The organism is Actinomyces sp. HMSC075B09 (assembly GCF_001812395.1).
Lineage (GTDB): Bacteria > Actinomycetota > Actinomycetes > Actinomycetales > Actinomycetaceae > Gleimia > Gleimia europaea.
Window position 1 is genome coordinate 506,047 of record NZ_KV808731.1, and the last position, 24,994, is coordinate 531,040.

24 protein-coding genes are annotated in these 24,994 nt (G+C 54.6%); 14 read left to right on the forward strand and 10 right to left on the reverse strand.

Features of this window, described 5'->3' with window-relative positions; genetic code table 11:
* Positions 1–3: 3 nt before the first annotated feature.
* The 4 genes from rpsF to rplI all read left to right on the forward strand — a co-directional run bounded on the left by rpsF (position 4) and on the right by rplI (position 1,638).
* Positions 4–291, forward strand: coding sequence for a 30S ribosomal protein S6 (gene rpsF / locus HMPREF2854_RS03140; RefSeq protein WP_016444431.1), 288 nt, complete (start codon positions 4–6; stop codon positions 289–291).
* Positions 292–319: 28 nt separating this feature from the next.
* Complete coding sequence (locus tag HMPREF2854_RS03145; RefSeq protein WP_070618840.1) at positions 320–856, forward strand: single-stranded DNA-binding protein; 537 nt, start codon at positions 320–322, stop codon at positions 854–856.
* A 67-nt stretch (positions 857–923) separates the two neighbouring features.
* Positions 924–1,166, forward strand: a complete 243-nt coding sequence (gene rpsR, locus HMPREF2854_RS03150; RefSeq protein ID WP_016444433.1) for a 30S ribosomal protein S18 — start codon at positions 924–926, stop codon at positions 1,164–1,166.
* Between the two features lie 19 nt (positions 1,167–1,185).
* Positions 1,186–1,638 (forward strand): 50S ribosomal protein L9, encoded by a 453-nt coding sequence (gene rplI / locus HMPREF2854_RS03155; protein WP_070618843.1) that lies wholly within the window; start codon positions 1,186–1,188, stop codon positions 1,636–1,638.
* Positions 1,639–1,740: 102 nt separating this feature from the next.
* Here the strand turns inward: rplI and HMPREF2854_RS03160 are convergent, their stop codons facing one another.
* Positions 1,741–3,645 carry a transglycosylase domain-containing protein gene (locus tag HMPREF2854_RS03160; protein WP_233187639.1) on the reverse strand — a complete coding sequence of 635 codons (1,905 nt, stop codon included), beginning with the start codon at positions 3,643–3,645 and terminating at the stop codon, positions 1,741–1,743.
* A 67-nt stretch (positions 3,646–3,712) separates the two neighbouring features.
* On the opposite strand from HMPREF2854_RS03160, the gene HMPREF2854_RS08805 reads away from it, so the two are divergent.
* Entirely contained in the window at positions 3,713–4,054 is a 342-nt protein-coding gene (locus tag HMPREF2854_RS08805; RefSeq protein ID WP_261666641.1) for a hypothetical protein, read from the forward strand.
* 79 nt (positions 4,055–4,133) lie between these two features.
* On the opposite strand, the gene HMPREF2854_RS03165 is transcribed toward HMPREF2854_RS08805, so the two are convergent.
* Positions 4,134–5,642 carry a CCA tRNA nucleotidyltransferase gene (locus HMPREF2854_RS03165; RefSeq protein ID WP_261666642.1) on the reverse strand — a complete coding sequence of 503 codons (1,509 nt, stop codon included), beginning with the start codon at positions 5,640–5,642 and terminating at the stop codon, positions 4,134–4,136.
* Between the two features lie 67 nt (positions 5,643–5,709).
* On the opposite strand from HMPREF2854_RS03165, the gene HMPREF2854_RS03170 reads away from it, so the two are divergent.
* The 8 genes from HMPREF2854_RS03170 (at position 5,710) to HMPREF2854_RS03205 (ending at position 15,589) form a co-directional block, all read left to right on the forward strand.
* Positions 5,710–6,252 carry an NUDIX hydrolase gene (locus HMPREF2854_RS03170; RefSeq protein ID WP_070618849.1) on the forward strand — a complete coding sequence of 181 codons (543 nt, stop codon included), beginning with the start codon at positions 5,710–5,712 and terminating at the stop codon, positions 6,250–6,252.
* Entirely contained in the window at positions 6,249–8,291 is a 2,043-nt protein-coding gene (locus HMPREF2854_RS03175) for a DUF6049 family protein (RefSeq protein ID WP_070618852.1), read from the forward strand. The genes HMPREF2854_RS03170 and HMPREF2854_RS03175 overlap by 4 nt, the downstream gene beginning before the upstream one ends.
* A complete protein-coding gene (murJ, locus tag HMPREF2854_RS03180; protein WP_070618855.1) occupies positions 8,284–10,029 on the forward strand; it encodes a murein biosynthesis integral membrane protein MurJ in 1,746 nt (581 codons plus the stop codon). The genes HMPREF2854_RS03175 and murJ overlap by 8 nt, the downstream gene beginning before the upstream one ends.
* Positions 10,030–10,167: 138 nt before the next feature.
* On the forward strand, positions 10,168–11,784 hold the full coding sequence (locus HMPREF2854_RS03185; protein ID WP_070618858.1) for a hypothetical protein: 1,617 nt from the start codon (positions 10,168–10,170) through the stop codon (positions 11,782–11,784).
* 133 nt (positions 11,785–11,917) lie between these two features.
* The gene (trxB, locus tag HMPREF2854_RS03190) at positions 11,918–12,832 is read left to right on the forward strand and encodes a thioredoxin-disulfide reductase (RefSeq protein WP_070618861.1); all 915 of its coding nucleotides are present in this window, start codon (positions 11,918–11,920) and stop codon (positions 12,830–12,832) included.
* Between the two features lie 30 nt (positions 12,833–12,862).
* Positions 12,863–13,186 (forward strand): thioredoxin, encoded by a 324-nt coding sequence (trxA, locus tag HMPREF2854_RS03195; protein ID WP_070618864.1) that lies wholly within the window; start codon positions 12,863–12,865, stop codon positions 13,184–13,186.
* Positions 13,187–13,298: 112 nt separating this feature from the next.
* Positions 13,299–14,618 carry an aminotransferase-like domain-containing protein gene (locus HMPREF2854_RS03200; protein WP_070618867.1) on the forward strand — a complete coding sequence of 440 codons (1,320 nt, stop codon included), beginning with the start codon at positions 13,299–13,301 and terminating at the stop codon, positions 14,616–14,618.
* A 14-nt stretch (positions 14,619–14,632) separates the two neighbouring features.
* A complete protein-coding gene (locus HMPREF2854_RS03205) occupies positions 14,633–15,589 on the forward strand; it encodes a D-alanine--D-alanine ligase family protein (RefSeq protein ID WP_070618871.1) in 957 nt (318 codons plus the stop codon).
* 1,472 nt (positions 15,590–17,061) lie between these two features.
* On the opposite strand, the gene HMPREF2854_RS03210 is transcribed toward HMPREF2854_RS03205, so the two are convergent.
* The 8 genes from HMPREF2854_RS03210 to rpmH form a co-directional block, all read right to left on the reverse strand.
* Positions 17,062–18,507 carry a ParB/RepB/Spo0J family partition protein gene (locus HMPREF2854_RS03210; RefSeq protein WP_070618874.1) on the reverse strand — a complete coding sequence of 482 codons (1,446 nt, stop codon included), beginning with the start codon at positions 18,505–18,507 and terminating at the stop codon, positions 17,062–17,064.
* On the reverse strand, positions 18,494–19,390 hold the full coding sequence (locus HMPREF2854_RS03215) for a ParA family protein (protein WP_070618878.1): 897 nt from the start codon (positions 19,388–19,390) through the stop codon (positions 18,494–18,496). The genes HMPREF2854_RS03210 and HMPREF2854_RS03215 overlap by 14 nt, the downstream gene beginning before the upstream one ends.
* A gap of 107 nt (positions 19,391–19,497) precedes the next feature.
* Positions 19,498–20,148, reverse strand: coding sequence for a 16S rRNA (guanine(527)-N(7))-methyltransferase RsmG (gene rsmG, locus HMPREF2854_RS03220; protein WP_070618881.1), 651 nt, complete (start codon positions 20,146–20,148; stop codon positions 19,498–19,500).
* Between the two features lie 30 nt (positions 20,149–20,178).
* A complete protein-coding gene (locus HMPREF2854_RS03225) occupies positions 20,179–20,733 on the reverse strand; it encodes a Jag family protein (protein WP_070618884.1) in 555 nt (184 codons plus the stop codon).
* Positions 20,734–20,774: 41 nt separating this feature from the next.
* Positions 20,775–22,118 (reverse strand): membrane protein insertase YidC, encoded by a 1,344-nt coding sequence (gene yidC, locus HMPREF2854_RS03230; protein WP_083309350.1) that lies wholly within the window; start codon positions 22,116–22,118, stop codon positions 20,775–20,777.
* Positions 22,119–22,138: 20 nt separating this feature from the next.
* Complete coding sequence (gene yidD, locus HMPREF2854_RS08530; protein WP_083309351.1) at positions 22,139–22,420, reverse strand: membrane protein insertion efficiency factor YidD; 282 nt, start codon at positions 22,418–22,420, stop codon at positions 22,139–22,141.
* Positions 22,417–22,770: a ribonuclease P protein component gene (gene rnpA, locus HMPREF2854_RS08535; RefSeq protein WP_083309352.1), complete on the reverse strand. Its 354-nt coding sequence runs from the start codon at positions 22,768–22,770 to the stop codon at positions 22,417–22,419. The genes yidD and rnpA overlap by 4 nt, the downstream gene beginning before the upstream one ends.
* A complete protein-coding gene (rpmH, locus tag HMPREF2854_RS03240; protein ID WP_034509921.1) occupies positions 22,771–22,908 on the reverse strand; it encodes a 50S ribosomal protein L34 in 138 nt (45 codons plus the stop codon).
* Positions 22,909–23,331: 423 nt separating this feature from the next.
* Here rpmH and dnaA point away from each other — a divergent pair, with 423 nt between their 5' ends.
* On the forward strand, positions 23,332–24,807 hold the full coding sequence (gene dnaA / locus HMPREF2854_RS03245) for a chromosomal replication initiator protein DnaA (RefSeq protein WP_070618890.1): 1,476 nt from the start codon (positions 23,332–23,334) through the stop codon (positions 24,805–24,807).
* Positions 24,808–24,994 lie beyond the last annotated feature (187 nt).

A 24,994-nucleotide genomic window follows, 5' to 3' on the forward strand; every position in this document is an offset into this window, starting at 1 on the left:
AACATGCGTAAGTACGAACTGATGGTGATCTTCGATCCCACCGTTGATGAGCGCACCGTCGGCCCCTCGATGGAGAAGCTTCTGACCAAGGTAACCGAGGCTGGCGGCTCCGTTGAGAACGTCGACATTTGGGGCAAGCGTCGTCTTGCTTACGAAATCAACAAGCAGTCTGAAGGCATTTACGTGGTTGTAGACATGACCACTACGCCGGAAGTTTCCAAGGAAATCAACCGACTGCTGTCACTAAACGAATCCGTGATGCGCACCAAGCTGATGCGCCCGGAAGCGTAACACTGGATGAGAATCTGAGGAGCCAAAGATGGCTGGAGATACCGTAATCACGATCATCGGCAACCTGACTTCCGACCCGGAGCTTCGTTACACCGCGTCGGGCGCACCGGTTGCTAACTTCACCGTTGCGTCTACTCCGCGTAGTTTTGACCGCAACTCTGGGCAGTGGAAGGACGGGGAAACCCTGTTCATGCGCTGCTCTGTGTGGCGCGATGTTGCAGAGAACGTAGCGGACTCCCTAACTAAGGGAACACGCGTGATTGTTCAAGGGCGTCTCCAGCAGCGTTCCTACGAGACCCGTGATGGCCAGCAGCGCACAACCATGGAGCTCGCGGTCGACGAAATCGGCCCGTCGCTTCGTTACGCGCGCACGCAGATTACCCGCAACCCGTCCAACTATGGGGGCGGCGGCGGATACAACCAGGGCGGAATGCAAGATTCCTCTGGTTCAAGCGGACCGTCTTACGGCGGTGACGCTGGCTACGACGCGCCTCAGGGCGGGGCTTCTAATGACCCGTGGGCAACGGGTGGTTCCACGAACTTCGATTCGGAGCCTCCGTTCTAACGGTTCTTATCTAACTTTGCTCAACAACAAGGGCGCACGCTAGTGCGAGAGATTTTTAGGAGACACCATGGCGAAGCCTCAACTTCGCAATAAGCCGATTAAGAAGAAGGCGAACCCGCTAAAGTCCGCCAAGATTGAAAAGATTGACTACAAGGACACCGCGCTTTTGCGCAAGTTCATTTCGGACCGCGGCAAGATCCGCGCCCGTCGTGTAACTGGCGTGTCTGTTCAGGAGCAGCGCAAGATCGCGAAGGCCGTGAAGAACGCCCGCGAGATGGCTCTTCTGCCGTACTCGAGCTCCGGACGTTAAAGAGGGAGGAGACTGAATAATGGCAAAGCTAATTTTGACCCACGATGTCCCTAACCTCGGTGCTGCTGGTGACGTCGTTACCGTTAAGGACGGCTACGCTCGCAACTACCTCGTTCCGCGTCGTCTAGCTGAGCGTTGGACGCCGGGCGCACAGAAGGCACTGGACAAGATCGCTGAGCGCGCGCGTGCGAAGGAAATCGCAAACGTGGATGACGCTCGCGAGGTTCGTGACCAGCTTCAGGAAATCAAGTTTGTTGAGATCTTCAAGCTTGCTTCCACCACCGACGCCCTTTACGGCGCTGTCAAGACCGGTGATATTGCTTCCGCTATCAAGGAAGCTTCCGGCATCGACATCGATCGTCGCAAGATCGTCGTGGAGAAGGCTATCAAGTACGTTGGCGACCACAACGTGACCGTCAACCTCCACCCGGAGGTTTCCGCACGAGTCAAGGTTCGTGTAAGCGCCAAGTAGTTTACGCATAAAAGGTGCCGCCCTCATGATTTTGAGGGCGGCACCTTTTATGTCCTACGAAATTGAAGGACGCCCCTGACGAGGCGCCGTCCAACCTATGGGTTAATGATCCTCACCGGGTTCAGTTGCTGGCTCGGTGGGAGGATTAGTTGCGCCTGTTTCGTTCGGAGCTTGCGTCTGCGCTGGTTCCTGGTTCCTCTCTGTACTCCTAGTTTCTGTAGCTGTAGTCTCCGTTGGAGGCGTGTAAGTTTTGAACGTGGACTTACGGAAGTCAGGCTTGTACCAGTCAAAGTCTGCGACCTCGTACTTGTCGATCGCTTTCAACATGTACGATTGCCACACGGTACCCGGCCATGTGGATCCGGTAACTTCGTATTCTCCACCGAATGGGGTGATGGAGACTTCGTTGCCGTTTTCGCCGATCTGGTACATCGACACGACGGTTGCAAGTTGCGGGATTGCGCCTGCGAACTGTGCAGAACGATTTTCTTCAGATGAACCGGTCTTGGCCAAAACGGGTCGGCCGATTATTCCAGCTTTTTCACCGGATCCCCACTGGGCACTGGCCTGCATGCCCGGAAGCGCAGCGGAAATGATTTCGGAGTCGAATACGCGCTCGGTGCTTGTAGGGCCTTGATAAATTTGTTCGCCGTCGTAGCGGGTAACTTCCTTAATTATGTGAGGCGTGCTACGAAGGCCCCCCGACGCGATTGTGGCGTATGCGCGGGTTAGGTCCAGATTGTGCGGTGATGCTGATCCGAGGATATTACGGATCGTGTCGTCAAGGCCCAGCGTGTCTTCTGGAAGGCCAAGCTTAACTGCAGCCTCGCGCGTCTTGCCCGGCCCCATTTCGTTATTCATTTCAACAAATGGGGTGTTTATGGATAGCGCGGTCGCACGAATCATATTGACGTAGCCGAATGAGTAGTCTCCATAGTTACTGAGCGGGGGCGTGACTTCTCCGGTGCGCTTGTCGGTGATTTGTAGCGGCGAGTTGCCGTTGTACATGTCCTCGATTGTTCCACCGGCTTGCATGTATGCGATGAGGCCAAATGGCTTCATCGTTGATCCTGCCATTGCCCTGTCCTGTGTAACGGAGTTGGATTGGCGTTCCTGGTAGTCGGCCCCAGCAAATTCGGCCAGTATTTCTCCGTTGGCTGGGTTAATGGACGAAAGAGCCACCTGAAGTCCTGCATTGTGATCGTCCGGAAGTTCATTAACTGCCTCAACGGCAAAGTTCTGCAGGTCCTTATCCAAAGTTGTAACAATCACGTAACCGCCCGAATCCAGCTGTTCAGGCGTGATGCCTGCACGGCTTTCAAATTCGCTGCGGATCTGTTGCATTAGGTGACCCTTCCAGCCAGTCATGCTGGTTTCAGATTGCGGGTCAATAGTTTCGGGGAAGGCGGTGTTATCTGCTTCTTCCTGAGTGATCCAACCATCTTCAACCATGTGTTTAAGGACGCGGTCAAAGCGGGCTTGTGCCATGTCGGGGTCTACTGCAGGATCCCACGCGGAGGGCGCGGGAATGATGCCGGCAAGCATGGCTGATTCGCTCAATGTCAAGTCTGTTGCGGGATGCCCAAAGTATTTGAGCGAAGCTTCTTCTACTCCGTACGCGCCGCGCCCAAAGTAGATAGTGTTCAGGTAGTTCTCCAGGATTTCCTCCTTGGATTGCTGCCTGTTGATTTTGAGGGCTAGCAGGGCTTCTTTAATCTTGCCCGGGATACTCGTGGTGGTGTCCAGGTAGTATCGCTCGACGTATTGCTGACTGAGTGTGGAGGCACCCTGCAGAGAACCACCGCGTACGTTGTTGATGAAGGCGCGGGCTACGCCCTTCAGATCGATACCAGAGTTGGTGTAGAAAGTTCGATCCTCAGAAGCTATGACTGCTTTCCCAACGTAGTCGGGAATGGTTGAGGTGTCGATTATGGTGCGGTCAATTTCGGCAAAGGTGCCCAGTTCGGTTTCACCATCGGAGTAGAAGACGGTCGTTTTTTGTGCCATCGCAAACTCTCCAGGTTTTGGCACAGTAACGGAGGCGTAAGCGAGCATAAACCCGACGGAGCCAAGAATGACCATCATGAGGATGGTAATGAGAATGCCGATTCCAATACGCGCGCCGGTAGATTTCTTCTTTTTCCCGCCGCTTGTCTTTTTGACGTTTTTGCTAGCGGGTTTGTTCGCGGTTTTCTTGCCGGTTTTGCCGCTCGGTTTACTCGCACTGCTTGTATTTTTTCGAGGCGAAGGCGGCGCTGTATCGGCGGCTTTACTTTGGGGGCGCTTAGGAATAGAAGAGGACGCCTTAGATCCGGTATTGGCGGTCGAGCCCTTGTGGTGGATGGAGCGGCGCGAAGGCAGTCCGGAAGGTTTCCGGTTGCTGTTTTTATTAGGTTCGCGACTGTCAGCCATGTGAACCACCTTTCTAGAGCATTGCCCGGCGGCTATCGGATGCCGGGTTCCTCGTTTCGTCTATGTAGTAATTGTGCACGGATTTATTGCGATTCCCACCATTTTAGTAGTTCGTGTTCGGCTTCCGCCTTGCTAAGGGGGCCTCGTTCCATGCGTAGTTCGAGTAAGTATTTGTATGCTTTTCCAACTTGCGGACCCGGCTTTAGGCGCAGCAGTCGCATGATTTCACCGCCGTCCAGGTCGGGCCGTACCGCGTCTAGTTCCTCTTGTTTTTGGAGTTCGTGGATGCGATTTTCGAGGTCGTCGTAGGCGGCTTGGAGGTATGCGGATTTGCGTTTGTTGCGCGTAGTGCAGTCGGCGCGGGTGAGACGGTGGAGGTATTCGAGGTAGGGACCGGCGTCGGTAACGTACCTGCGTACGGCAGAGTCGGTCCACTGTTGTTCACCGTAACCATGGAATCGTTGATGCAGGCGCACTAGTTCGACAACGGCTTTGGTGGTGGCTTTGTCAAAGCGGAGGGCGACCATGCGTTTTTTGGTCATTTTCGCGCCGACGATTTCGTGGTGGTGGAATGTGACGGTTCCGTCGGGTTCGAATCTGCGCGTGGCAGGTTTGCCAATGTCGTGCATTATGGCTGCGAACCGGAGGATGAAATCGGGGCCGGGAACAGGCCCGTCGGGACCGGATTCGAGGGCGATTGCATGTTCGAGGACGGTGAGGGTGTGTTCGTAGACGTCTTTGTGTCTGTTGTGCTCGTCTTTGAGGTCTTGGAGGTTGGATAGTTCAGGCAGGACGATGTCGGCAACCGTGGTGTGGACCATGAGTTCGAGGCCGCGCCGTGGCTTAGGGGATGTCAGTAGCCGTTCGAACTCGGAGCGGATGCGTTCTGCGGAGACGATTTCGAGGCGGGGTGCTTGCTGCTCCATGGCTTTCATGACGTCTTCGGACACGTCGATGCCAAGTTGGGCACTGAACCGTGCGGCGCGCATGATGCGTAAGGGGTCGTCGTCAAAGGATTGCGTGGCGGTCACGGGCGTGCGCAGAACGGCATCTGCGAGGTCTTGGAGGCCGCCGTGCGGGTCTACGAGTTCAAGGTCGGGCAGGGTGATGGCGCAGGCGTTGACGGTGAAGTCTCGCCTGGTGAGGTCACCTTCTAGTGTGTCGCCGTATTCAACTTGGGGTTTGCGTGAGTTCGGGTCGTATGCTTCTGTGCGGTATGTGGTGACCTCAACTTGGAGGTCGCCTTTGCGCGCCCCGATGGTTCCGAAGGCTTTGCCGACGTCCCAGGTTTTGTCGCCCCAGATGCCAAGGAGGCGTTCGGTGTCATCAGGTCTGGCGTTTGTGGTGAGGTCGAAGTCGTGCGGTGTTACGGCAAGGAAGGCGTCGCGTACTGGTCCGCCTACGAGGGCGAGTTCAAATCCGGCCTCGTGAAAAACGTGGCCAAGTTCGATGATTTGTGAGGGAAGTTCGGCGAGGGCTTTTTGGGCGTTGCTACGAAGCAGTTCGAGGTCGCCGCACCCCACGGCGTTAAGTGCGTTCGCATTTTGGCTTGCTTTAGTTGCCCGTTTGTTGGTTTCTTGTTCCTTTAGCATCCCTATTAGCGTGCCATGAATCCTCCCAATTCGGTATATCGGACGCGCCACGTCATAGAGTAGGGGCATGGATATTCATGACGGCACTCCTCGGATGGGTGTTCCGCGTCCCCCGCGTCGCCATTTTTCGGTGCGCGGTTTTAGGGTGAGCGCGCGGCATTTGCCGGTTGTGGATGAGACGTCGGCTGGAGGCCTGGTAATTAAGGTGCGCGAAGGCGTGCCGTGGGTCGCTGTGATTGCGCGCCGCAATCGGGCAGGCAATATCGAGTGGTGCTTACCGAAGGGCCATCTTGAGCGCGGGGAGTCGGCGGAGGAAGCCGCGGTTCGCGAGATTGCTGAGGAAACCGGTATCACGGGCCGATTGGTGACGGGTTTGACGTCGATTGATTACTGGTTTTCTACGGGAGATCGCCGGGTGCATAAGGTGGTGCACCATTATTTGCTCGAGTACGTGTCGGGCGAGGTAACCGTAGAGAATGATCCGGATCAAGAGGCCGAGGACGCCGCGTGGTTCCCGTTGGATAAGGTTTCGCGAATGTTGGCGTATCCGAATGAGCGGCGCGTGGTGGCAATCGCGTTGGATTTGCTGTACCCAGAGGCGAACGTGTGAGCGGGCGTTTTAGAGGCATTGCGATACTGCTGGCGGGAGCTTTGGTTTCCGCTGTTTGCGGCGCTTTTGGGGGTTTCGAGGCGGTAGCAACCCCAGCGGCCCCCGAGTCTGGATACACCGTGGAGATTGATGATCTGGCGCCCCGTGTTGTGACGAATCAGACGAGTGTGAAGGTTTCTGGCACGGTTAGTTTTGCGAAGGCGCAAAGCGAGGCGACCTTGAGCGTGTTTGTGCGCGCAGATTCAATGGTGACGGTATCGGATGCGAAGGCATATTTGGAGGATTTCAATTATGCGGGTGATTTTGTTGCTGCAACGACGCTGAAGGATGTGAAGGCGGGCACGCCAACTCCGTTCTCGATTTCTATCCCCACGGACGATTTACCTTTTTATTCCCCGTTTTTTTGGGGGCCGCGAGGCATCGAGGTGCGGGCTGAGGTAGAAGGTCGCGTGGTCTCGGACAGGTCTTTGTTGCTGTGGGATTCGGGTTACGAGGTCCAGCCTTTGAACCTGTCTGTGGTCAGTTCAATTGCTACGGGTGTGGATGAAACTGACCAGGGGGTTAGGGCGACGAATGCTCGCGGCGGGCAGGTCCGTGTGGCGCAAAGTTTAGCTGGTGTTGAGGGCGTGACGCTTGCGGTTGGAGCGGGCTTGCTTGAGCAGGAGGATTTCGCTCGGAGTCTGGTGAAGGCGGGTGCGGGTCCGGTGATTTCACTACCGGCAGCGGATGCGGATGTGGCTGGTATTGCCCATCTTTCGCAGCGTTCACAGATTGTGCAGTTGGTGCAAGATTCGAAGTCGGCAACAAATCTGCCGGTGGCGCGCGGGGCCGGTTTGCAGGTTTTGGATGATTTTGTTTTGCCAGAGGTGGAAGAGCTTGACCGCCAGGTAGTGGATTTGTGGGCCGATCAGACGGTTGTGAGCACGGGCCAGGGACTGGCGCCTTTAGATGTCCTCACTTATGACCCGTCTGCGTGGTCTCGCTACGACGCACAGACCGGCAGTGCGGTGAACGCAGAGGAGCCCGGCACGGACCTTTTACTTGCACACAACGCATTGTCGGATCTTCTTTCTTCTTCCTCTACTTCTAAGAGCGATGAGCTAGATGTTCAGCAGATGATTCGTTCTACCACCGCGATTATTACGCGCCAGTTACCCAACCAGTCACGCACCGTACTTGCTTTGACGCAGCGTAATCCGGATAGCGAGGTCACCGTGGCCCGGGTGAAGGCGGCGCTGGGAGACCGTTGGGTGAACCCAATCTCCGTGGCGGACGTGAAAGACATGTCGGGTGCGCCCGAGCCTCGCACTGCCCTGCCGGATCTGGTTCCTTCGGCGGGTAGCATCACGGACGCGGAGGTTCGTTCTCTGTACGAAGCGATTGAGTCTACGGCTGCAATGACTTCGGCGCTGGAGGATTCGACGGGCACGGTTGCAGAGCAGCGCTCTCGCGTGTTGCTGGCGACATCTTTGGCGTTGCGAGAACAGCCAGACTTGCGCTCGCGGTTGATTAAGGGAGTGAATGAGGAAGCCGAGGCGTTGGCGACGTCCGTAAAGGTTGAGCAGTCTGCCCCCATCAATCTGTTGGATCGCAAGGCACATTTGCCTGTACGCGTTAGTTCGGCGCTTGATGAGCCGGTGAATGTGGTTGTGGAGCTGGTTTCACCTGATCCGCGCCTGCAGATCGAGAAGAGTGTTGATGTTAGTGTGCCGGCGCGCGGCTCATCGTTGGCGGAAATTCCGGTTCGCGCGATTGGTTCAGGTAATGTCGCCGTTCAAGTTAAAGTAAAGGGCCCAAATGGCCTCGTGATCGATGATGCGGCACGGTTACAGATTCGCGTTCGCGCGGAATGGGAGTCTACGGGTACGCTCGTTTTCTCGATTGCTTTGGCGCTTTTGCTGGCGGCGGGCATTTGGCGCACTATTAGGCGGGGCCGCCGCGTGGATATCGCCGAGGAAGATGCGAGCGGCGGTTTGGAAACACCGCACGTGAACGAGGGTGCGCCTACTGATTTGAGTTTGGGAGGACATGATGAGTGAGGCCGAGTTGGCTGGCGATCACGACCAGCCGGTGGGTGATCCGAAGGAGTCCTCCCTGTTTAGGTCTTCGGCGATCATGGCGCTGGGCACCACGTTTTCACGAGGGCTTGGCTTTTTGCGTACTGCGCTACTTCTCGCCGCGTTGGGTGCTGCTGGGGCGAATGATGCGTTTAACGTAGCGAATACGTTGCCGAACGTGGTGTTTAACCTGTTGGCAGCGGGTTTGCTGGATGCGATTTTGGTGCCGCAGATTGTGCGGGCATTTAAGACGAGGTCTGGCTCGGATTACGTGAATCGCCTGTTGACGCTGGCTGGCCTGATCATGTTCGGTATCACGATAGTGATGGTTGCTGCCGCGGGCATTTTGGTGAATTTGACGGCCGGTTTGATGGCTCCGGCGTGGAAGTCGCTGGCAATCGTGTTTGCCATTTGGTGTTTGCCCCAGATTTTCTTCTACGGCATATATGGCCTCTTGGGTGAGTTTTTGAACGCGCGCGGCATTTTTGGCCCGTACATGTGGACGCCGGCAGTTAATAATGTGATCGCGATTATCGGTTTGATCGTGTTCATTGCCGTGTACGGTACGGCCTCGGACGTGAATGACCCGTCGGTGTGGGATTTCCAGCGCACGGCGCTTTTGGCGGGGCCGGCAACGTTGGGTGTGATTGCGCAAGCCCTGCTGCTGATCATTCCGCTCCGACGCGCGGGTGTGCGGTTGCGCTTGGATTTTCATTTCCGAGGCACCGGCTTGCGCAGGGCGTCAAAGATTGCGGGCTGGGTGTTCGCAACGCTGGTTGTAGGTCAGGTGGGCTACCTGTCTACGTCGAACATCGCGGCAGCGGCCAACGCGTGGAGTGCGCAAACCGGTGTTTTTGCGGCGTCAACTGCGGCGCTGGGCATTACGTTTACGGTGTACATGCTGCCTCAGTCGATCGTTTCGGTATCTATTGCTACGGCGCTGTTCACAAAGATCGCATCGGCAGCGGCTGATGGTAACCAGACCAGCATGGTGCGTAATTATCAGATTGGCGTGCGCTCCTCACTGTTGTTGACGATGTGGATGGCAGCGATTTTGGGCGCGGCGGCGATCCCGGTTTTCCAGATTTTGGGGCCGTCTAACGCGATTTCAGAGATGGTTGCGTATGCGAACGCTCTGGTGATTATTTTGCCGGGTCTTGCGGGCGCCGTGGTGATTATTTTCAGTCAACGCGTGTTTTATTCGATGGAGGATGGCCGACCCGTCTTTTATACGGTGCTTTGGCCAACGCTGGGCCAGGTGGTTTTAGGCTGGACGTTGATGATGTTCCTTCCTCCGGTGTACTGGCTGTTTGGGGCGCTATTTGCCGAGACCGTCTCGCGCATTGTGCAGGGTGTTTTGTCGACGTATTTTGTTCGTGCGAGGTTGCCGCAGGCGAATCCGTGGGTGGTTATTGGAGATATGGTGAAGTATAGCGCGATAGCGGTTGGCGCTGGCCTGCTAGGTATGGGGGCGCTGCATTTTGTGGGCGCGTTTGATACGTCAAACACGGTAACGGGTGCGATTTGGGGTGGTTTCTGGCGTGCAGTTCTGGTGGCCGTGGTTGTTAGCGTCGGATACTTCGCGCTCATAGCAACGATTGATCGTCGAAATTTCCAGACAGCTCTAGGAATGTTGGGGTCGCGAATCCCGTATTTCCGCCGATTTGCATCCGAGGAGACAGCTTCGGGCGACGGTGAAGGCTTCACCGACAACGGGTAGCCCCGCGTACCGTCCTAACTGAGGATCTGACTTGCTAGAGCCCCACCGATGGCGGGTTTTGAGCGACACTGGGCGGCGGCGCGGGTTTGCCTTGCGTGCGTGTATTAGTCTTGCAGTTGATGTTATTGAGGGGGCTCTATGTCTAAAGACGATCTTGGGTCGAATGAGGATTTCGATTCTGAGCAGGATCGCGGCGATCAGTTCACGCCGGAGCAGACCAGTGGATCTTTTGATGCCCTGCTTGAGGATTTGAACGACAAGATGGTTTCGGGCCGCTTGGCTAGTCGTTTGCGCAACCCTTTTTCCTGGGCAGGCAGACGCGGTAAGGAAACGTCAGATATTGAAGATGAGCTGAACGGTAGCGCGCCCACCTCCGATGACGCCGAGCCCGATGCGCATATCGTGGAGAATGACGCTACCGAAAGTTCGGATGAGACGCGAGAGTTTATCTCATCTTTAGATGAGCGTTTCCCTAGCGTGCGCTCTCCGAAAATGCCCCCTCCCCCCACACTTGAGGATGAAGCTAAGACTTCGGAGTCTAGTGAGGAAGCTCAGGCGATCTCCGATTCGGATGATGATCTAAGCGAGGATGCCGTCGCCGATCATTCACTCACAGAAGAAACTAAACATTTAGCAAATATTTCGAAAAGCTTTATTAAAGCAAAGGCCGCAAAGATTGCTGCTGCAGCCGCTGCTCGAGAGAATGCTCGCCGGGCCAAAGCGGAGGCTAAGCGCCTCGAGAAGCTTGCAAAAGAGGAGGAAGAGGAGCTTCCGGAACCTGTGGAGACCGGCTGGGGCAACATCATTGATGATGCCGTTTCTGACTCGGACAGTTCCGAGAGTTTGCCCAGCGTTGGCGAACCTTCCGACGACGAGAGCGCGGCAGTAGCCTCGAAGAAGGAAGAATCTGTCCGCGAGCGCTCTTCTACGAGCATTCCGAAAGCAACGCCCACAGGTGCGCCGGTACGGATGGCTGGGGACACGGACAGCTTGAAGGCCGTCGATTCGGATTTGCCAAAGAAAGTTAGTTTCACGCGGCGTGGCTCCTCGATTATGAAACTGCCTTCGGGCACACGGGTTATTCAAAACTCGATGCGTTCGGTTCGTTCCACTGTGGATGCTTTGAACGAGGGCCAGAGTATCGATCCAACTCGGCCTACGATTGCGCTGTTTGCGGCGCTGATGGTGGCCGCTACGATCGTGTCGCTAACTACGATGGCGGGCACGCACACGTTCTCTTCATCTATTTTCAACATTGAGCCAAAGCCAACCGAAGTTGTTGAGGCTACGGAGGAAGCACCGTCGGAGGCTCCCACTCCACCACCTGCGGGCGCACCCAAGATCGCTTCGATTGACGTTATTTCATATAACAACGACGACGGTGACCACCCAGAATGGGCGCAGTACCTGTTTGATGGAGATCAGTCCACCAGGTGGCAAACTCGCTACTTTGCCCAGCCCGAACTACCTGAGGATAATCGCATTCGCCTGGTAATTCATTTGGCAGAGGAAAGCTCTGTTAAGAGCGTTAGCTTCCAGGGTCCGATTGATGGTGGGCAGGTAGATTTGCGGGTGAATGATGGTTCGGATCCGTTTGCGACGCCCGTTTTGACGTCCTCGAAGATGGCTAAGACCACTACTCTCACGCCGTCCGAACCAGCTGTGGGAACCACGGTGACGTTAGATTTCGTGGCTCTTCCCACGGATGACGAAGGACAGTTCCGCGCAAAGATTGACGAGCTCACTCTCAACTAGACGCGAACCAGATCTCAAATAGACGTTCGTTGAGCTTTTTGCGCCGCGCGTGAAATATTTACGCGCGCGAAGCGGTTAGTTAGAGTGTTATTGCGTGTAGGCCTTTTGTTTTGCACAGAAAGTTGTTTGTCTCATGGTCCATGATCTGATCATTGTTGGTTCCGGTCCCGCTGGTTATACCGCAGCTATTTATGCGTCGCGCGCGGGTTTGCAGCCGATTGTTTTTGCCGGTTCGTTTACGGCTGGCGGAGCACTCATGAACACTACGGAGGGAGAGAACTTCCCGGGTTTTCCTGAGGGAGTGATGGGTCCGGAGCTCATGGTGAAGATGCAGGAACAGGCCGAGAAGTTTGGTGCTGACGTGCGGATGGAAGACGTGGAGCGCCTTGACCTTGCATCAGATGTGAAGGTTGTTGTTTCGGACGGCGAGGAGTTCCAGGCTCGCGCGGTGATTGTGGCAACTGGTGCTGCGTACCGCACGCTGGGTTTGGAGGGCGAGCAAACTTACGCTGGTCGCGGGGTTTCATACTGCGCTACGTGTGATGGTTTCTTCTTCCGCGATAAGCAGATTGCTGTTGTTGGCGGTGGTGATTCCGCTATGGAAGAGGCCCTGTTCTTGTCCCGGTTTGGCAAGGTTACGGTGATTCATCGTCGCGATGAGCTTCGCGCTTCGAAGATTTTGCAGGAGCGCGCGCTTGCGGATCCGAATATTTCGTTCGCGTGGAACTCTGTTGTTGTGGACATGAAGGGTGAAACGAGCCTGCAGAGTCTGATTCTTGAGGACACTGTCACGGGTGAGCGCCGCGAGCTTGACGCTGACGGTCTGTTTATTGCTATCGGTCATGATCCGCGTACGGAACTGGTGAAAGATCAGCTTGAGTTGGAAGGCGCCTACATCAAGGTGGCTGATCCCACTACGAACACTTCCGTTCCGGGCGTGTTTGCATGTGGTGATGTTGCAGATCCCCGTTATAGGCAGGCCATCACGGCTGCTGGTACGGGCGCGAAGGCCGCCCTTGATGCACAGCATTACCTGGAGAACCTGTAGATAGTTGTAACGCTTAGTTAGGGGTTAAGAATGGCTGAGACAATCGAGATTTCGGATGCCAATTTCGAAGACGCAGTGAACAGCTCTGCGTTGCCGGTGCTGGTTGATTTTTGGGCGCCATGGTGCGGCCCGTGCCAGCAGATGTCTCCGATTTTGGATGAGATTGCAAACGAGCTTTCAGACAAGATTGTTGTTGGCAAGGTAAACGTCGATGATAATCCCACGCTCGCCACGAAGTTCGGAATCGTTTCGATTCCTACAATGATCCTGTTTAAGGGCGGCGAAGCGGTGAAGACAATCGTTGGTGGTCGCGCAAAGGCCAAGCTGAAGGCTGACATCGAGTCTGGTTTGTAGTTGCAGACCTGAAGCGCTGTCTTATTTTCGAGGTTTTTCTTTGGTTCCTTGTGATTTGGGTGGCACAATCGAGAGATAAGAACTTTCCCTTCGCTTTGAAAGATTTACTACATTGGTTGAACGTCCAGATCCGCATTCCGATTCAGGTACTTGGCTAGACCCCTGGCACGGAGCGTATGCAGCGCGAGCTCATGGGTTGCGTTCGTCAGAAATCCGCGCTCTGTTTGCCGTGGTTTCGAGGCCAGAAGTAGTGTCTTTGGCTGGAGGCATGCCAAACATTAAGGATTTGCCTCTGGATTCGTTGGCTGAGTCCGCTCGCACGCTCATTTCTCGTCACGGCGCGCAGGCTATGCAGTATGGCTCTGGCCAGGGGTGGGAGGATCTTCGCCAGCGCATCACTGAGGTGATGACGTATGACGGTATTAATGCAGATCCTGATGATGTAGTTGTGACCACTGGTTCGCAGCAGGCGTTGGATCTGGTTTCTGAGATTTTCTTGGAGAAGGGCGACGTCGTGTTGGCGGAGGCTCCCTCGTATGTGGGCGCGCTCGGCACGTTCCGCGCGTACGAGGGCGAAGTTGTCCATGTGGACATGGACGAGGATGGCCTGATTCCCGAAGCACTTGAAGAGATGATCCGCCGGCTTCGCGCACAGGGGCGCCGGATTAAGTTCTTGTACACGATCCCGAATTTCCACAATCCGGCGGGCGTAACTCTTTCGGAGCAGCGCCGTCCTGTAATCGTCGAGATTTGTCGCCGCGAGCATATTTTGATTGTTGAGGACAATCCGTACGGGCTGCTTGGCTTCGACTCGGATCCACTTCCAGCGCTACAGTCTTACAATCCCGAGGGCGTGGTTTATCTGGGCTCGTTCTCGAAGATGTTCGCTCCTGGTTTCCGGATCGGCTGGGCGCTTGCTCCGCACGCTATTCGCAACAAGCTGGTTTTAGCTTCGGAGTCTGCGATTCTTTCGCCGTCCATGGTTGGGCAGATGGCTATTGAACAGTACTTGTCTGATTATGACTGGTACGGCCAGGTTAAGGTTTACAGGCAGATGTACCGGGATCGTTGCAACGCGATGATGACCGCGCTACAGGATTTCTTACCTGATTTGCAGTGGACCACTCCGAAGGGTGGTTTTTACACGTGGGTGACGTTGCCGGAGGGCCTGGATGCAAAGGCAATGCTTCCGCGTGCGGTAACCGGATTGGTCGCGTATGTTTCCGGCACGGCGTTTTACGCTGATGGCCGAGGGGGCGACCACATGAGGCTCTCGTTCTGTTATCCGCCGCCCGAGGAGATTCGTGAGGGCGTTAGCCGCCTGTCGCGCGTGATTAATGCGGAGCGCGAGTTGGTTGAAATGTTTGGCACGAATGATCGCGCAGAGTTGCCCGATGACGCGGTGTCAGCGCCGGCTCCGGATCAGGTTTAAGTGAGGAGATCGCTGTGTCTGAAACTTTGAAGATTTTGGTTGTTTCTGGTGGTTTGACGCACGAGCGCGACGTTTCGCTACGGTCTGGGCGTCGGGTGGCTACAGTACTTCGCCATGCTGGTCACACGGTTGAGGTTTGCGATCTGAATTCTCAGTTTTTACCTACGGTTGCTGAGTTCGAGCCGGATGTGGTGTGGCCACTGATCCACGGATCGGTGGGCGAGGATGGTTCGGTTCAGGATCTTCTTGAGCTGATCTCGTTCCCCTACGTTGGTTCCACAGCATCCTCGTGCGCGTTGGCGTCTAGTAAGCCAACAGCTAAGTCTTTGGCACAGCTGAGCGGGGTGAGGACACCGAAGTGGCTATCACTAAAGCAGGCTTTGTTCCGCCAGGTGGGAGCGCCCGCAATCATTCAGTCGATTGTCAATAATGAGGCCGGGCTTACTTTCCCTCTGATCGTTAAGCCTTCAGATGGTGGCTCTGCGCTGGGCCTATCAAAGGTATTTAACGAGGAAGAGCTCCGCTCGGCGATGGTTGACGCTTTCGCCTACGGAGACACCGTGATGGTTGAACAGTTCGTTCCGGGAAAGGAAATCGCGGTTTCAGTGCTTGATCTTGGCGAGCCGGTGGCGCTACCTCCGGTAGAGATCGAAACTGATGACGGCAGGTACGATTACGACGCCCGCTACAACACGGGCCGATCTAAGTTTTTTGTACCCGCGCGCCTCTCCGAGGAAGAGCTGGCAGCTGTAAGCGATGTAGCGCTGAAGGTTCATAAGACGGTGGGAATGAGGCACTTGTCTCGTATTGATCTCATCCTTGGTGAAGACGGCACGGTCTGGTTCATTGACGCCAACGTAAGCCCGGGTATGACGGACACTTCCCTGTTCCCGCTTGCCGCTGAGGAATACGGAAGTCTTAGCGGTGTATTGGAAGATATAGCCCAGTACGCTGCGGGTAATCGGGACTAGGACTTGATGTAGTACTTCTCTTTTTGGCCAGCTCTTTAAGGGCTGGCCAAAATTGTTTCACGTGAAACAATTTACGGATAGTGATGCTCAGTTCCTGCTGGCAAAGGTCTGTTCGCGATGCTTTTGAAAGTGATAATCTGTTCAAAAATGAATCGCTCTAGCTTATGGTTCGCTTGGCTTGCCGTTTTAGTTCAGTCGTCTAATTACCGTTCTGGCAGAATCCATGCATAGTTATCTACTTGCATAGTTCCAGTATTCTGACTCGACGAATCAGATCACTCGCCTATTTGCCGCATTGACACTTTAATCAGGTTCGCGAATCTGCATATGCGCCAGATCAACACGCTCTCTGAAGAAGTCCGAACGCCCGCACGCACTCTCTCCTTAAACGAGTACGGCCTTGGATTACTTGCTGTCACCCAGTGAGCTCAAGTTGCGATAATCAATTGTTTCACGTGAAACAATTGATTGGGTAGAAAGAGTTCCACACAAAATAATTCCACACAGATAACTTCAATGTTCTTGGCTTTGATCTACATGGTGCCTACTCAAGTCGTGCAATGAGTGGCACATTGGACCGGTCATTTCATCCGTTCGATCCGCTAGACCATTGATGTGAAACCCGGTCCATTTACAGCGTAGAGCGATCCGCTAAGCATGTCGTTCCCGAGGAATAATGTCAATAGCTTGATGCTCAACCAGATGAGTTCACATGCATTCCAAGAGCGGTAAGCAAAATTGTTTCACGTGAAACAATTTGTGGAATAGCGTCTATCGAGAAGATTGCTTTCAATCAAGTATTCATTGGCACAAGAAGTAACCGCAGCTATCTTCGCGTTCTAGATAACTAACACTCGGTCTTGTCTCTAGCTCAGTGGCTTCACGACGCGTTAGTGTCTGTGCATCAGAGCGACATATATCGGTTTGCGTAGACCCCAGCCATCACACGATTCAGAAAGGGCTGATGAAGTTGTACGTGCGCGCGTGCCATCGGACTGGAATGCTGGTACTGAATGCGCGACCTGTCATGAAACCAATTGTTTCACGTGAAACATTTGGTAACGCGCACAACGTTCGCAAAAGTCGGCGGCCATGGTTCGCCTTACTTTCCGTAGTGATAACGTGAATCCTAACAACCTACAAAAGGAACACTGTAAAAGGACGCCGTTCTTACTTCCAGCACACCCTGGCACCAAAACACTAGCTCGCAACTCTACATCAGCTCGTGCTCACTGCGTACTTTACCCGGCGCAGATGCGAGCGGAATCTCCGCAATCGCCAGAACCATTACGGTCTTGATCTATGACCATTCCGTTGTTGACCTACTTGGGCCAGTGCGGGGCACAAACAGGGCAGAAGCTTCACGGTGCTTACCGAGCAGACCTGTTGAGCGGGCACACGGAACGCTACCGCGCAGATCTAGTTTCCGCCTACAGCGGCGTAGCTGCCCGTCTGGTAGTAGGCGACGATCCTTACCTACGGAGGTTGGCGATTACTTGGGTAATTCTCTCCAGGTCCTCTGGGCCGGCGTACTCAATCGAGATGCGCCCTTTATGTTTGCCTTCAACTACTGTCACACGTGTGTCCAGCAAGTCAGTGAGGCGTTCTACTACGTTCGAGGCGTTTTCTGACAGGGGGCGTGGAATACGCTTCGCGCTCTTCTTCGCGGCAATGGTAGAGACTTCTCCTAACGCAACAATCTCTTCCGTTGTGCGAACTGACAGGCCTTCCGCAATGATGCGATCGGCAAGGGCATCCATCTGTGCAACGCTTGGCAGGCCGAGAAGTGCACGCGCGTGGCCCGCACTGAGCACGCCAGCAGCAAGTTTGCGTTGAACCGAAGGGGGCAGCTTCAGCAGTCGTAAAGAGTTAGCTATTTGCGGCCTCGAACGCTTAATTCGTTCTGATAGCTCCTGCTGCGTGTACCCAAAATCAGACATCAGTTGCGCGTACGCATTTGCTTCTTCAATCGGGTTCAACTGCGAACGGTGCAGGTTCTCCACCAAGGCTTCACGCAGTAGCTCATCATCTTCGGTATTGCGCACGATCGCAGGGATAGTCTGCGCGCCCGCAAGCTTTGAAGCACGAAGTCTGCGTTCGCCCATTATCAGCTCGAACTTCGGGAGCCTGTCCAGCCCCTCTGCCTTTCGCTGTTCAACGAGTTCCTGATAGCGCGCAGCGCCGCCATCAATTTCGCGTACAACGATAGGCTGCAGAACTCCGATTTCCTTAATCGACTCAGACAGTTCTGCTAGTTCGCACTCGTCAAAAATTTCACGAGGTTGCTTAGGGTTAGGCACCACTAAATCAATGTCTATCAACGTGAAGTAGACTCCGGGAACCTCTACCAGATCCGGCGCATCAGAGGTCGTTACCTCGGCATCCCCAGCTTCAGTGTCCTCCGGAATAATGTCTGCAAATAGGGGACGCTTTTCACGGCCAGAACCGCCGCCACTAACAGCGTTGGAGCCAGAGTTCAAGGGACCTCCGGCGCCCGTAGTGCCACCGGAACCACCGCCCACAGCATCTAGCGAAGAAGAACCTACATCTCCACGAACCGCACGTGCATCATCAACAGATGCGCCCCTCTTCGAGGATTTCGTTGATGAAGAAGAACGCGCTTGACTTCGCTTAGAAATGCCAGCGGTCGCCGAACCGCCCTTAGCTGCTCCCTTTGCCAAGGTGTTTTTAGCCCGTGTCCCACGGCCCTTGCGTGGTGCTGGCTTCAAGAGATCAGCGGAGAGAGACTGGGAACGTCTTTCTCCCGAGTCCTTACCCGAGCCACCCGCAAAAAATAGGTCAGAGGGCCGGCCAACTTTATCCTCGTGTGCAATTGTTTCACGTGAAACATTTGCATCTCGTTCCGGAATTAGGGAACCAAGCCCGCGCCCCAGTGCGCGCCTTTCACTCGCCGCCATCTTCTACTCCTAAACTCGCCCAACGCGAAGCCAACTCGTACGCGGCCGCCTTGTAGGCAACAGCACCCTGGCCGCGTGGATCATGCCCAAAAATACTGGTTCCGAAACTTGGAGCCTCAGAGAGCTTAACCAGGCGCGGAATGTAGTTCTCCAAAACCACTCCTGGAAAATAACGTTTGATCTCGGCGGCTACTTCGGAACTAAGATTTGTACGCCTGTCGTACATCGTTAGCAGGATCGCGCCAATGGTTAGACCTGGATTCAAGTAGTTCTTGATCCGCTCAACGGTATTGACCAACATGGATAGGCCTTCCAGCGCGTAATACTCGGTCTGGATCGGCACGATTACTTGATCCGCAGCCACAAAAGAGTTCAGGGTAAGCAGTCCCAGACTTGGCGGACAGTCAACCAGCACAACGTCCACACCTCGATTGACCGCGAGGAAATCCTTAATGGCCTTGCGCAACACGAATTCGCGGCCGTCGACGGTTGAGAGTTCAAGTTCCGCACCAGACAAGTCAATCGTGGCCGGACAAACAAGCAGGTTCTCAGACTCCTCGCACGCGTGTAGACACTCAGCAAGGCTCATCGAGCTGCTCAATACATCATACGTAGAGGGGGTACCCGGCCTGTGGTCCACGCCCAGCGCCGTAGAAGCGTTTCCTTGCGGATCAGAATCAATCACCAGCACGGAAAGGCCTGCTTGAGCTAATGCAACCGAAAGGTTCACAACCGATGTCGTCTTGCCTACTCCGCCCTTCTGGTTCGCGACTGCAACAACCAGCGGTCGCTGAGGACGAGGAAACACAACACCCTCAAGTTGTGCACGCAAACTAGCTGAGCGCGCGATCTCATCTGCAAGGGGACTAGAACCAGTGGTCACCAATGCTCCTTTCAACTACGCCTAGTGTAGTTGTTTTGCACGGTCTGGAACTCGCGGGCTTGCCGGGTGTGAACAATACCCCGCAGCGAAGCCTGTGGAGAACTGCGCTAACGCTTCTTCTGCATCTCCACTACGCGCGTTGATTCTTCTTCCATGAGAGAGGGCACTTCGTGAACATGCACGCGCCCCACGTTGAACTTCTTGAGCAGGGGCCGCGCGGCCTTCACTTCCTCAGCGGCTCGCCGACCTTTCAGAGCAAGCATCTTCCCGCCGGGCAATACTAGCGGCATTGTCCACCGCGTCAACTGCTTAAGGTTGGCAACAGCGCGAGAAGTTACAATGTCGGCTTCGCCAACATTATGAAGCTCCTCCGCTCGCGCATTGTGGATCGTAACGTTTTCGAGCCCGATCTCACCGGCCACATCAGCAAGCCACTCACACCTGCGCACCATAGGTTCAACAAGGTGTACATCCAGATCCGGCCTCGCGATGGCAACCACCAGCCCGGGGAATCCCGCACCCGAACCCACGTCCAGAACCTGCACGCCCTCGGGAATGAAGCCTAGAACGGCTGCCGAGTTCACGATGTGTCTGGACCACAGCCGCGGCAATTCGCGTGGACCAATGAGGCCGCGAAGCTCACCTTCTTCAACGAGCATGCGCGCAAAGTGATCCATCGGCCCAAACTGGGGGCCGAAGAATTCGCGAACTGCCTCATTCGGCTGTTCAACAAAAGAGCCGTCCGGGGCAGCCTGCATAGTAGTTTCCACCTTGTTCGAAGGCCCTACCTACTCTGCCGAATCCGAGCTTTCGCGGGGCTCTTCTTCGCTATCTTCCTCAGCAAGCTTGCCGGGCAGAATCACTACGCAGCGGTTCGGCTCAACGCCTTCGGACTCAGACATGAGGTTCTCGCGCGCGGCCACATCGTGACAAATTTTGCGCTCAAACGGGTTCATCGGCTCAAGCATCACGGCCTCGCCGGTGGTGCGCACACGCGTGATTGCCTCTTCGGCGATCGCGGTAAGTTCCCGACGCCTATCGGCGCGGAATCCCGCAATGTCCAGCATGAGGCGCGAGCGCTCACCCGTCTCGTTCTGTACCGCTAGGCGCGTGAGCTCCTGCAGAGCGTCAAGTACTCGGCCATCCTCGCCCACCAGGCGCTCCAGGCGCGAGGACGGGTCTTCAGAGCCGATTTCCACGAGGGCACGATCGTTCTCAACGTCGAGTTCAATGTCGCCGTCAAGGTCAGCAATGTCGAGGAGTTCTTCGAGGTAGTCCGCCGCAATGTCACCCTCTTCAACGAGGTGAGCGATGCGGTCCTTCTTGGAGGTTTCGTCAGTCATTTTGTACCTTCTGGATCTTTCTAGCAGTACCCGTGGTGCTGCTATGCCTGGTCTTTTTGATCCTTACCTTGCTTCTTTTTGCGTGCGGCGTCGCGACGCTGTTGGCGGCGCTCCTCCCGCTTGCGTTCAAGTTCTTCAGGGGACATTCCCTGCTGGCGTTCCTTGATCTGGCGTTCGCGTTCAATCCGGCGGCGCTCCGCCTGGTCTCGCAGCTGCCTCTCACGCTTGGTGAGGCGTTGCGGCTGGTTACGTTCCTTCGCAGCTTCCGCGTTGCGCCTCGCGATTTCAAACTTGCGCGTCCAACGCTCATCCGGCATCGCATCCCACTCGGAATATGCCAACTCGCGGTAGGCGCCAAGCTGCTGTTCAGCAGTTACGTCTGCACCAAACTTCGTGGGAATCTTCTGCTTCGGCGCAGACTTCTTTACCTTCTTCAAAGTGCGTTCAACGAGGTCGGCGCGGCCCTGCTCATCGTCAGCATCAAGCGTGCGAACTTCGTTGTCATATTCTTCGAAAACGGGGCGAGCCCACTCAATGTAGTCCTTGCGGCGCTTGCCCATGAGTTTGATGTACGCGTCGGAGCCAGGAGTCGGCATCTGCGCAATGGTCCAGAACTGCTGGCCCATGGTCCACAGGTTGGTGGTGAACCAGTAAACCAGCACACCCGTTTGGAAGAAGAAGCCAGAAACACCCATGATGAGAGGCATTGTGTACATCATCATCTGCTGGCTACGCATCATCGGGTTCGAGGGGTCCTTAGCCGATTCCGGCATGTTCTTCATGGTCAGCTGACGCATCGTGATGAACTGCGTGATGACCATGAGAACGATCATGACGACGATGACGATCTTCGGGGTAAGACCATCAGCTGTTGGGAACGTTGCAGATAGCGGCGCGCCAAACAGGGTAGAGCCTTCAATCTCTGCCGCCTTCGACGCCGTTAGCGGGCCCAGCGAGGAGTACTGGTATGTGCCTTCTGCAATCGGTCCGGTGGATGCAAGCACACGGAAGAGGGCGAAGAACACCGGCATTTGAAGTAGGACTGGCATACAAGAGGAGTACGGAGAGGTTCCGTGTTCCTTGTACAGGGCCATCATTTCCTCGCTCATGCGCTGGCGAGAAGCTTGGTCCTTCTTGTTCTTGTACTTATCTTGAAGTTTCTTCAACTCCGGCTGCAGTGCCTGCATGCCTCGGGAGGCCTTGATTTGCTTGAAGAATAGCGGAATAAGGAGGATACGAACGATGATGGTGAGGCCAATGATGGACAGCACCCATGCCGGTCCAGAACCGTCATCCATGCCAAGGAAAACGAAGACGTCGTGCAGACGCACCATCACCCAGGCAACTGCAACCTTGAAGGGGTACAGAAGCTTGTCAAACCACACGGTTAGACTCCTTACTTATTTTAGGGTTCTTCCCATTCGTCGTCTTTTGGCCTCACGTAGGGCTCTGGTTTCCACTTACCCTTATCGGGCACGTGATCCACACCGCCCAATGACCACGGATTGCATCTGAGCAGCCGCCACGTCGCAAGTATTAGTCCTTTAGCAGGTCCGTGCACTTCCAACGCTTTGACAGCGTAGCTGGAGCAACTCGGATAGTACCTACAGGTTGGCGGCATTCCCGGCGATATGAACTTCTGATAGAAGCGTACAGGCGCTACCAGGATACGCGAAATAGGATTCATTTCGCGCTCCGCGCCAATGCACGTGAAAGCGCATCATCTACTGCCTCTTCAAGTTCATGGTAGTCGCTACCACGAGCTCCTTCGAGAACTCGAATCACGAGGACGGTGCCAGGTGGAAGTGTTTGCACTCTGTCACGGCAAATGTGCCGCAACTGCCTCTTCACTTTATTGCGAGCAACTGCCCGGGCAAATACCTTCTTAGGTACGACGAAACCGACGAGGCGCTCATTTTGAGAAACCTCGCCGGTCAGTACGTGAACTACTAACTTCCGGTTGCCCGCGCGTTCACCAAAGCGGAATACTTTGCGAAATAGCTCCGGGTCTCGTAAGCGGCTTTGAGCTGATAGCACTCAGGCAGATAGCTGCTTGCGGCCCTTGCGGCGGCGGTTTGCCAAGATTGCGCGTCCTGCACGCGTGCGCATACGCAGGCGGAAGCCGTGCTTCCTGGAGCGGCGGCGGTTATTCGGCTGATAAGTACGCTTCGTCACTTTGATCTCCTCAGGCTTGAGGGCGCCTGAAGGGCCCTCCCTATCTCCACATTTACTGCTAACGCAAAAAGCGCGCACTAAATGGTGCAGTGTCTGCACATACAACGATCCAGCTTATTGATTGCTTTTCGTCTAGTCAACGTGGTAGGAAACGAGATTCACCACATTTACGATCACCAACTGTGAATAACTCTGGGCATAACTACACAGTTGTGGCTGTGCATAAGTTCAATACGAAATCGTTGTATACGAAACTTAATTGCGTGAAAACAGTGGGAACCACATTCGTGTAGTTCTTTTCGTGTTATCCACAAAGTTTTCCCCATTGTGGGGATAACTTCACTAATTAGGTGTAAAAGTGACAAACTAAGGGAAGTTGAATGATCAGCCGTGTGTTACGTCACGTTTGGAGAAGGAGCTGAGGTGGACGGCAAAAAGTTAAGCGCCGCTTGGAACACCGTTATAGCGGACCTTTTAAAAGACGACGAAATTGGTCCATCCGTTAAAGCGTTCTTGTCTACAACGCGTCCACTCGGCGACTTGGAAGGCACCATTTTGGTGGCAGTCCCAAACGAGTTCACTAAGACTTTTATTGAAAAGAATGCCAATGACGCTATTTGTAGCGCTCTTTCAAACTATGTTGGATCATCCGTTCGGATCGCAATCACGGTTGATCCCTCCCTCAATGAGGAAGTCGAAGCCGAGATTGATAAAGCTGAGCAGGCTGAAGAGTTAGCTCCTGCCGTGGATATTGCTGGCCTGTCACAGTCGCGTCCCTCCACTGCAGGGAAGGTCGAAACTGAGGTGCACCCAATCCAAGCGGGCAACCAAGCTACGTCCTCGCCAATTGATCTTTCTGGCTCAAGACTCAATCCCAAGTTCACCTTCGATACTTTCGTTACCGGCTCTTCCAACCGTTTTGCTAACGCCGCAGCTACGGCCGTGGGTGAAATGCCAGCCAAAGCCTACAATCCTCTTTTTATCTACGGCGGTTCGGGACTGGGTAAAACCCACCTGCTGCACGCGATTGGTAACTACGCGCTTTCGCTCTACCCGAATCTGAAGGTCAAGTACGTGAGTTCAGAAGAGTTCACAAATGACTTTATTAACTCAATTCGAGACGACCGCGCTGAGCAGTTTCAACGTCGCTACCGTGAGGTAGACATCCTGCTCATTGACGACATCCAATTCATCCAGGGCAAAGAACAGACAGTCGAAGAGTTTTTCCACACTTTCAACACGTTGCACAACGCGAACAAGCAGGTTGTTATCACCTCGGATGTGCCGCCGAAGAAGCTCGAGGGCCTAGGTGACCGCATGCGGTCGCGCTTCGAAATGGGGCTACTCACTGATATTCAGCCACCGGATCTAGAAACCCGTATCGCTATTTTGCGTAAGAAAGCTATCGCGGAGAACCTCGATGTCAATGATGAGGTACTAGAGTTCATCGCCTCGCGAATTTCCTCAAATATTCGCGAACTTGAAGGCTCATTACTTCGCGTCACGGCGTACGCGCAGATCACTAATCAAGAGATCAACAGGTCGCTTGCAGAAGTGGTTCTGAAAGACGTTCTTTCAGACCCGGATGACACCGAGATCACGATCGCAATGATCATGGGGCAGGTTTCTGACTACTTCCAGGTCAGCATTGAACAAATGAACTCAGCTGACCGATCCCGCCAAATTGTCGAGGCGCGGCAAATTGCCATGTATCTGTGCCGCGAACTGACCGAACTCTCTCTACCCAAGATTGGCCAGGCATTTGGGGGCCGTGATCACACGACTGTTATGCACGCCAATAAAAAAATCTCGCATCAAATGACAATGAAACGTGAAATCTACAATCACGTCACCGAACTCATCAGTCGAATCCGCGCTCAGGCGCGGCAAAGCCAGTAGTATCCACATGGTTTTGTGAATTCATGTGGATAAGGGGCTGATTCTTTACCTTGTACCACGAAATTCTGTGGATATATTTCTATAGGTAATTCCCTAATTCACAACTAGTATTCTCAATCACCAGGGTTATCCAGATTTCATTAACAATATAAAAGTGCACCACATCGGCGAAAAATCGACTTATCCA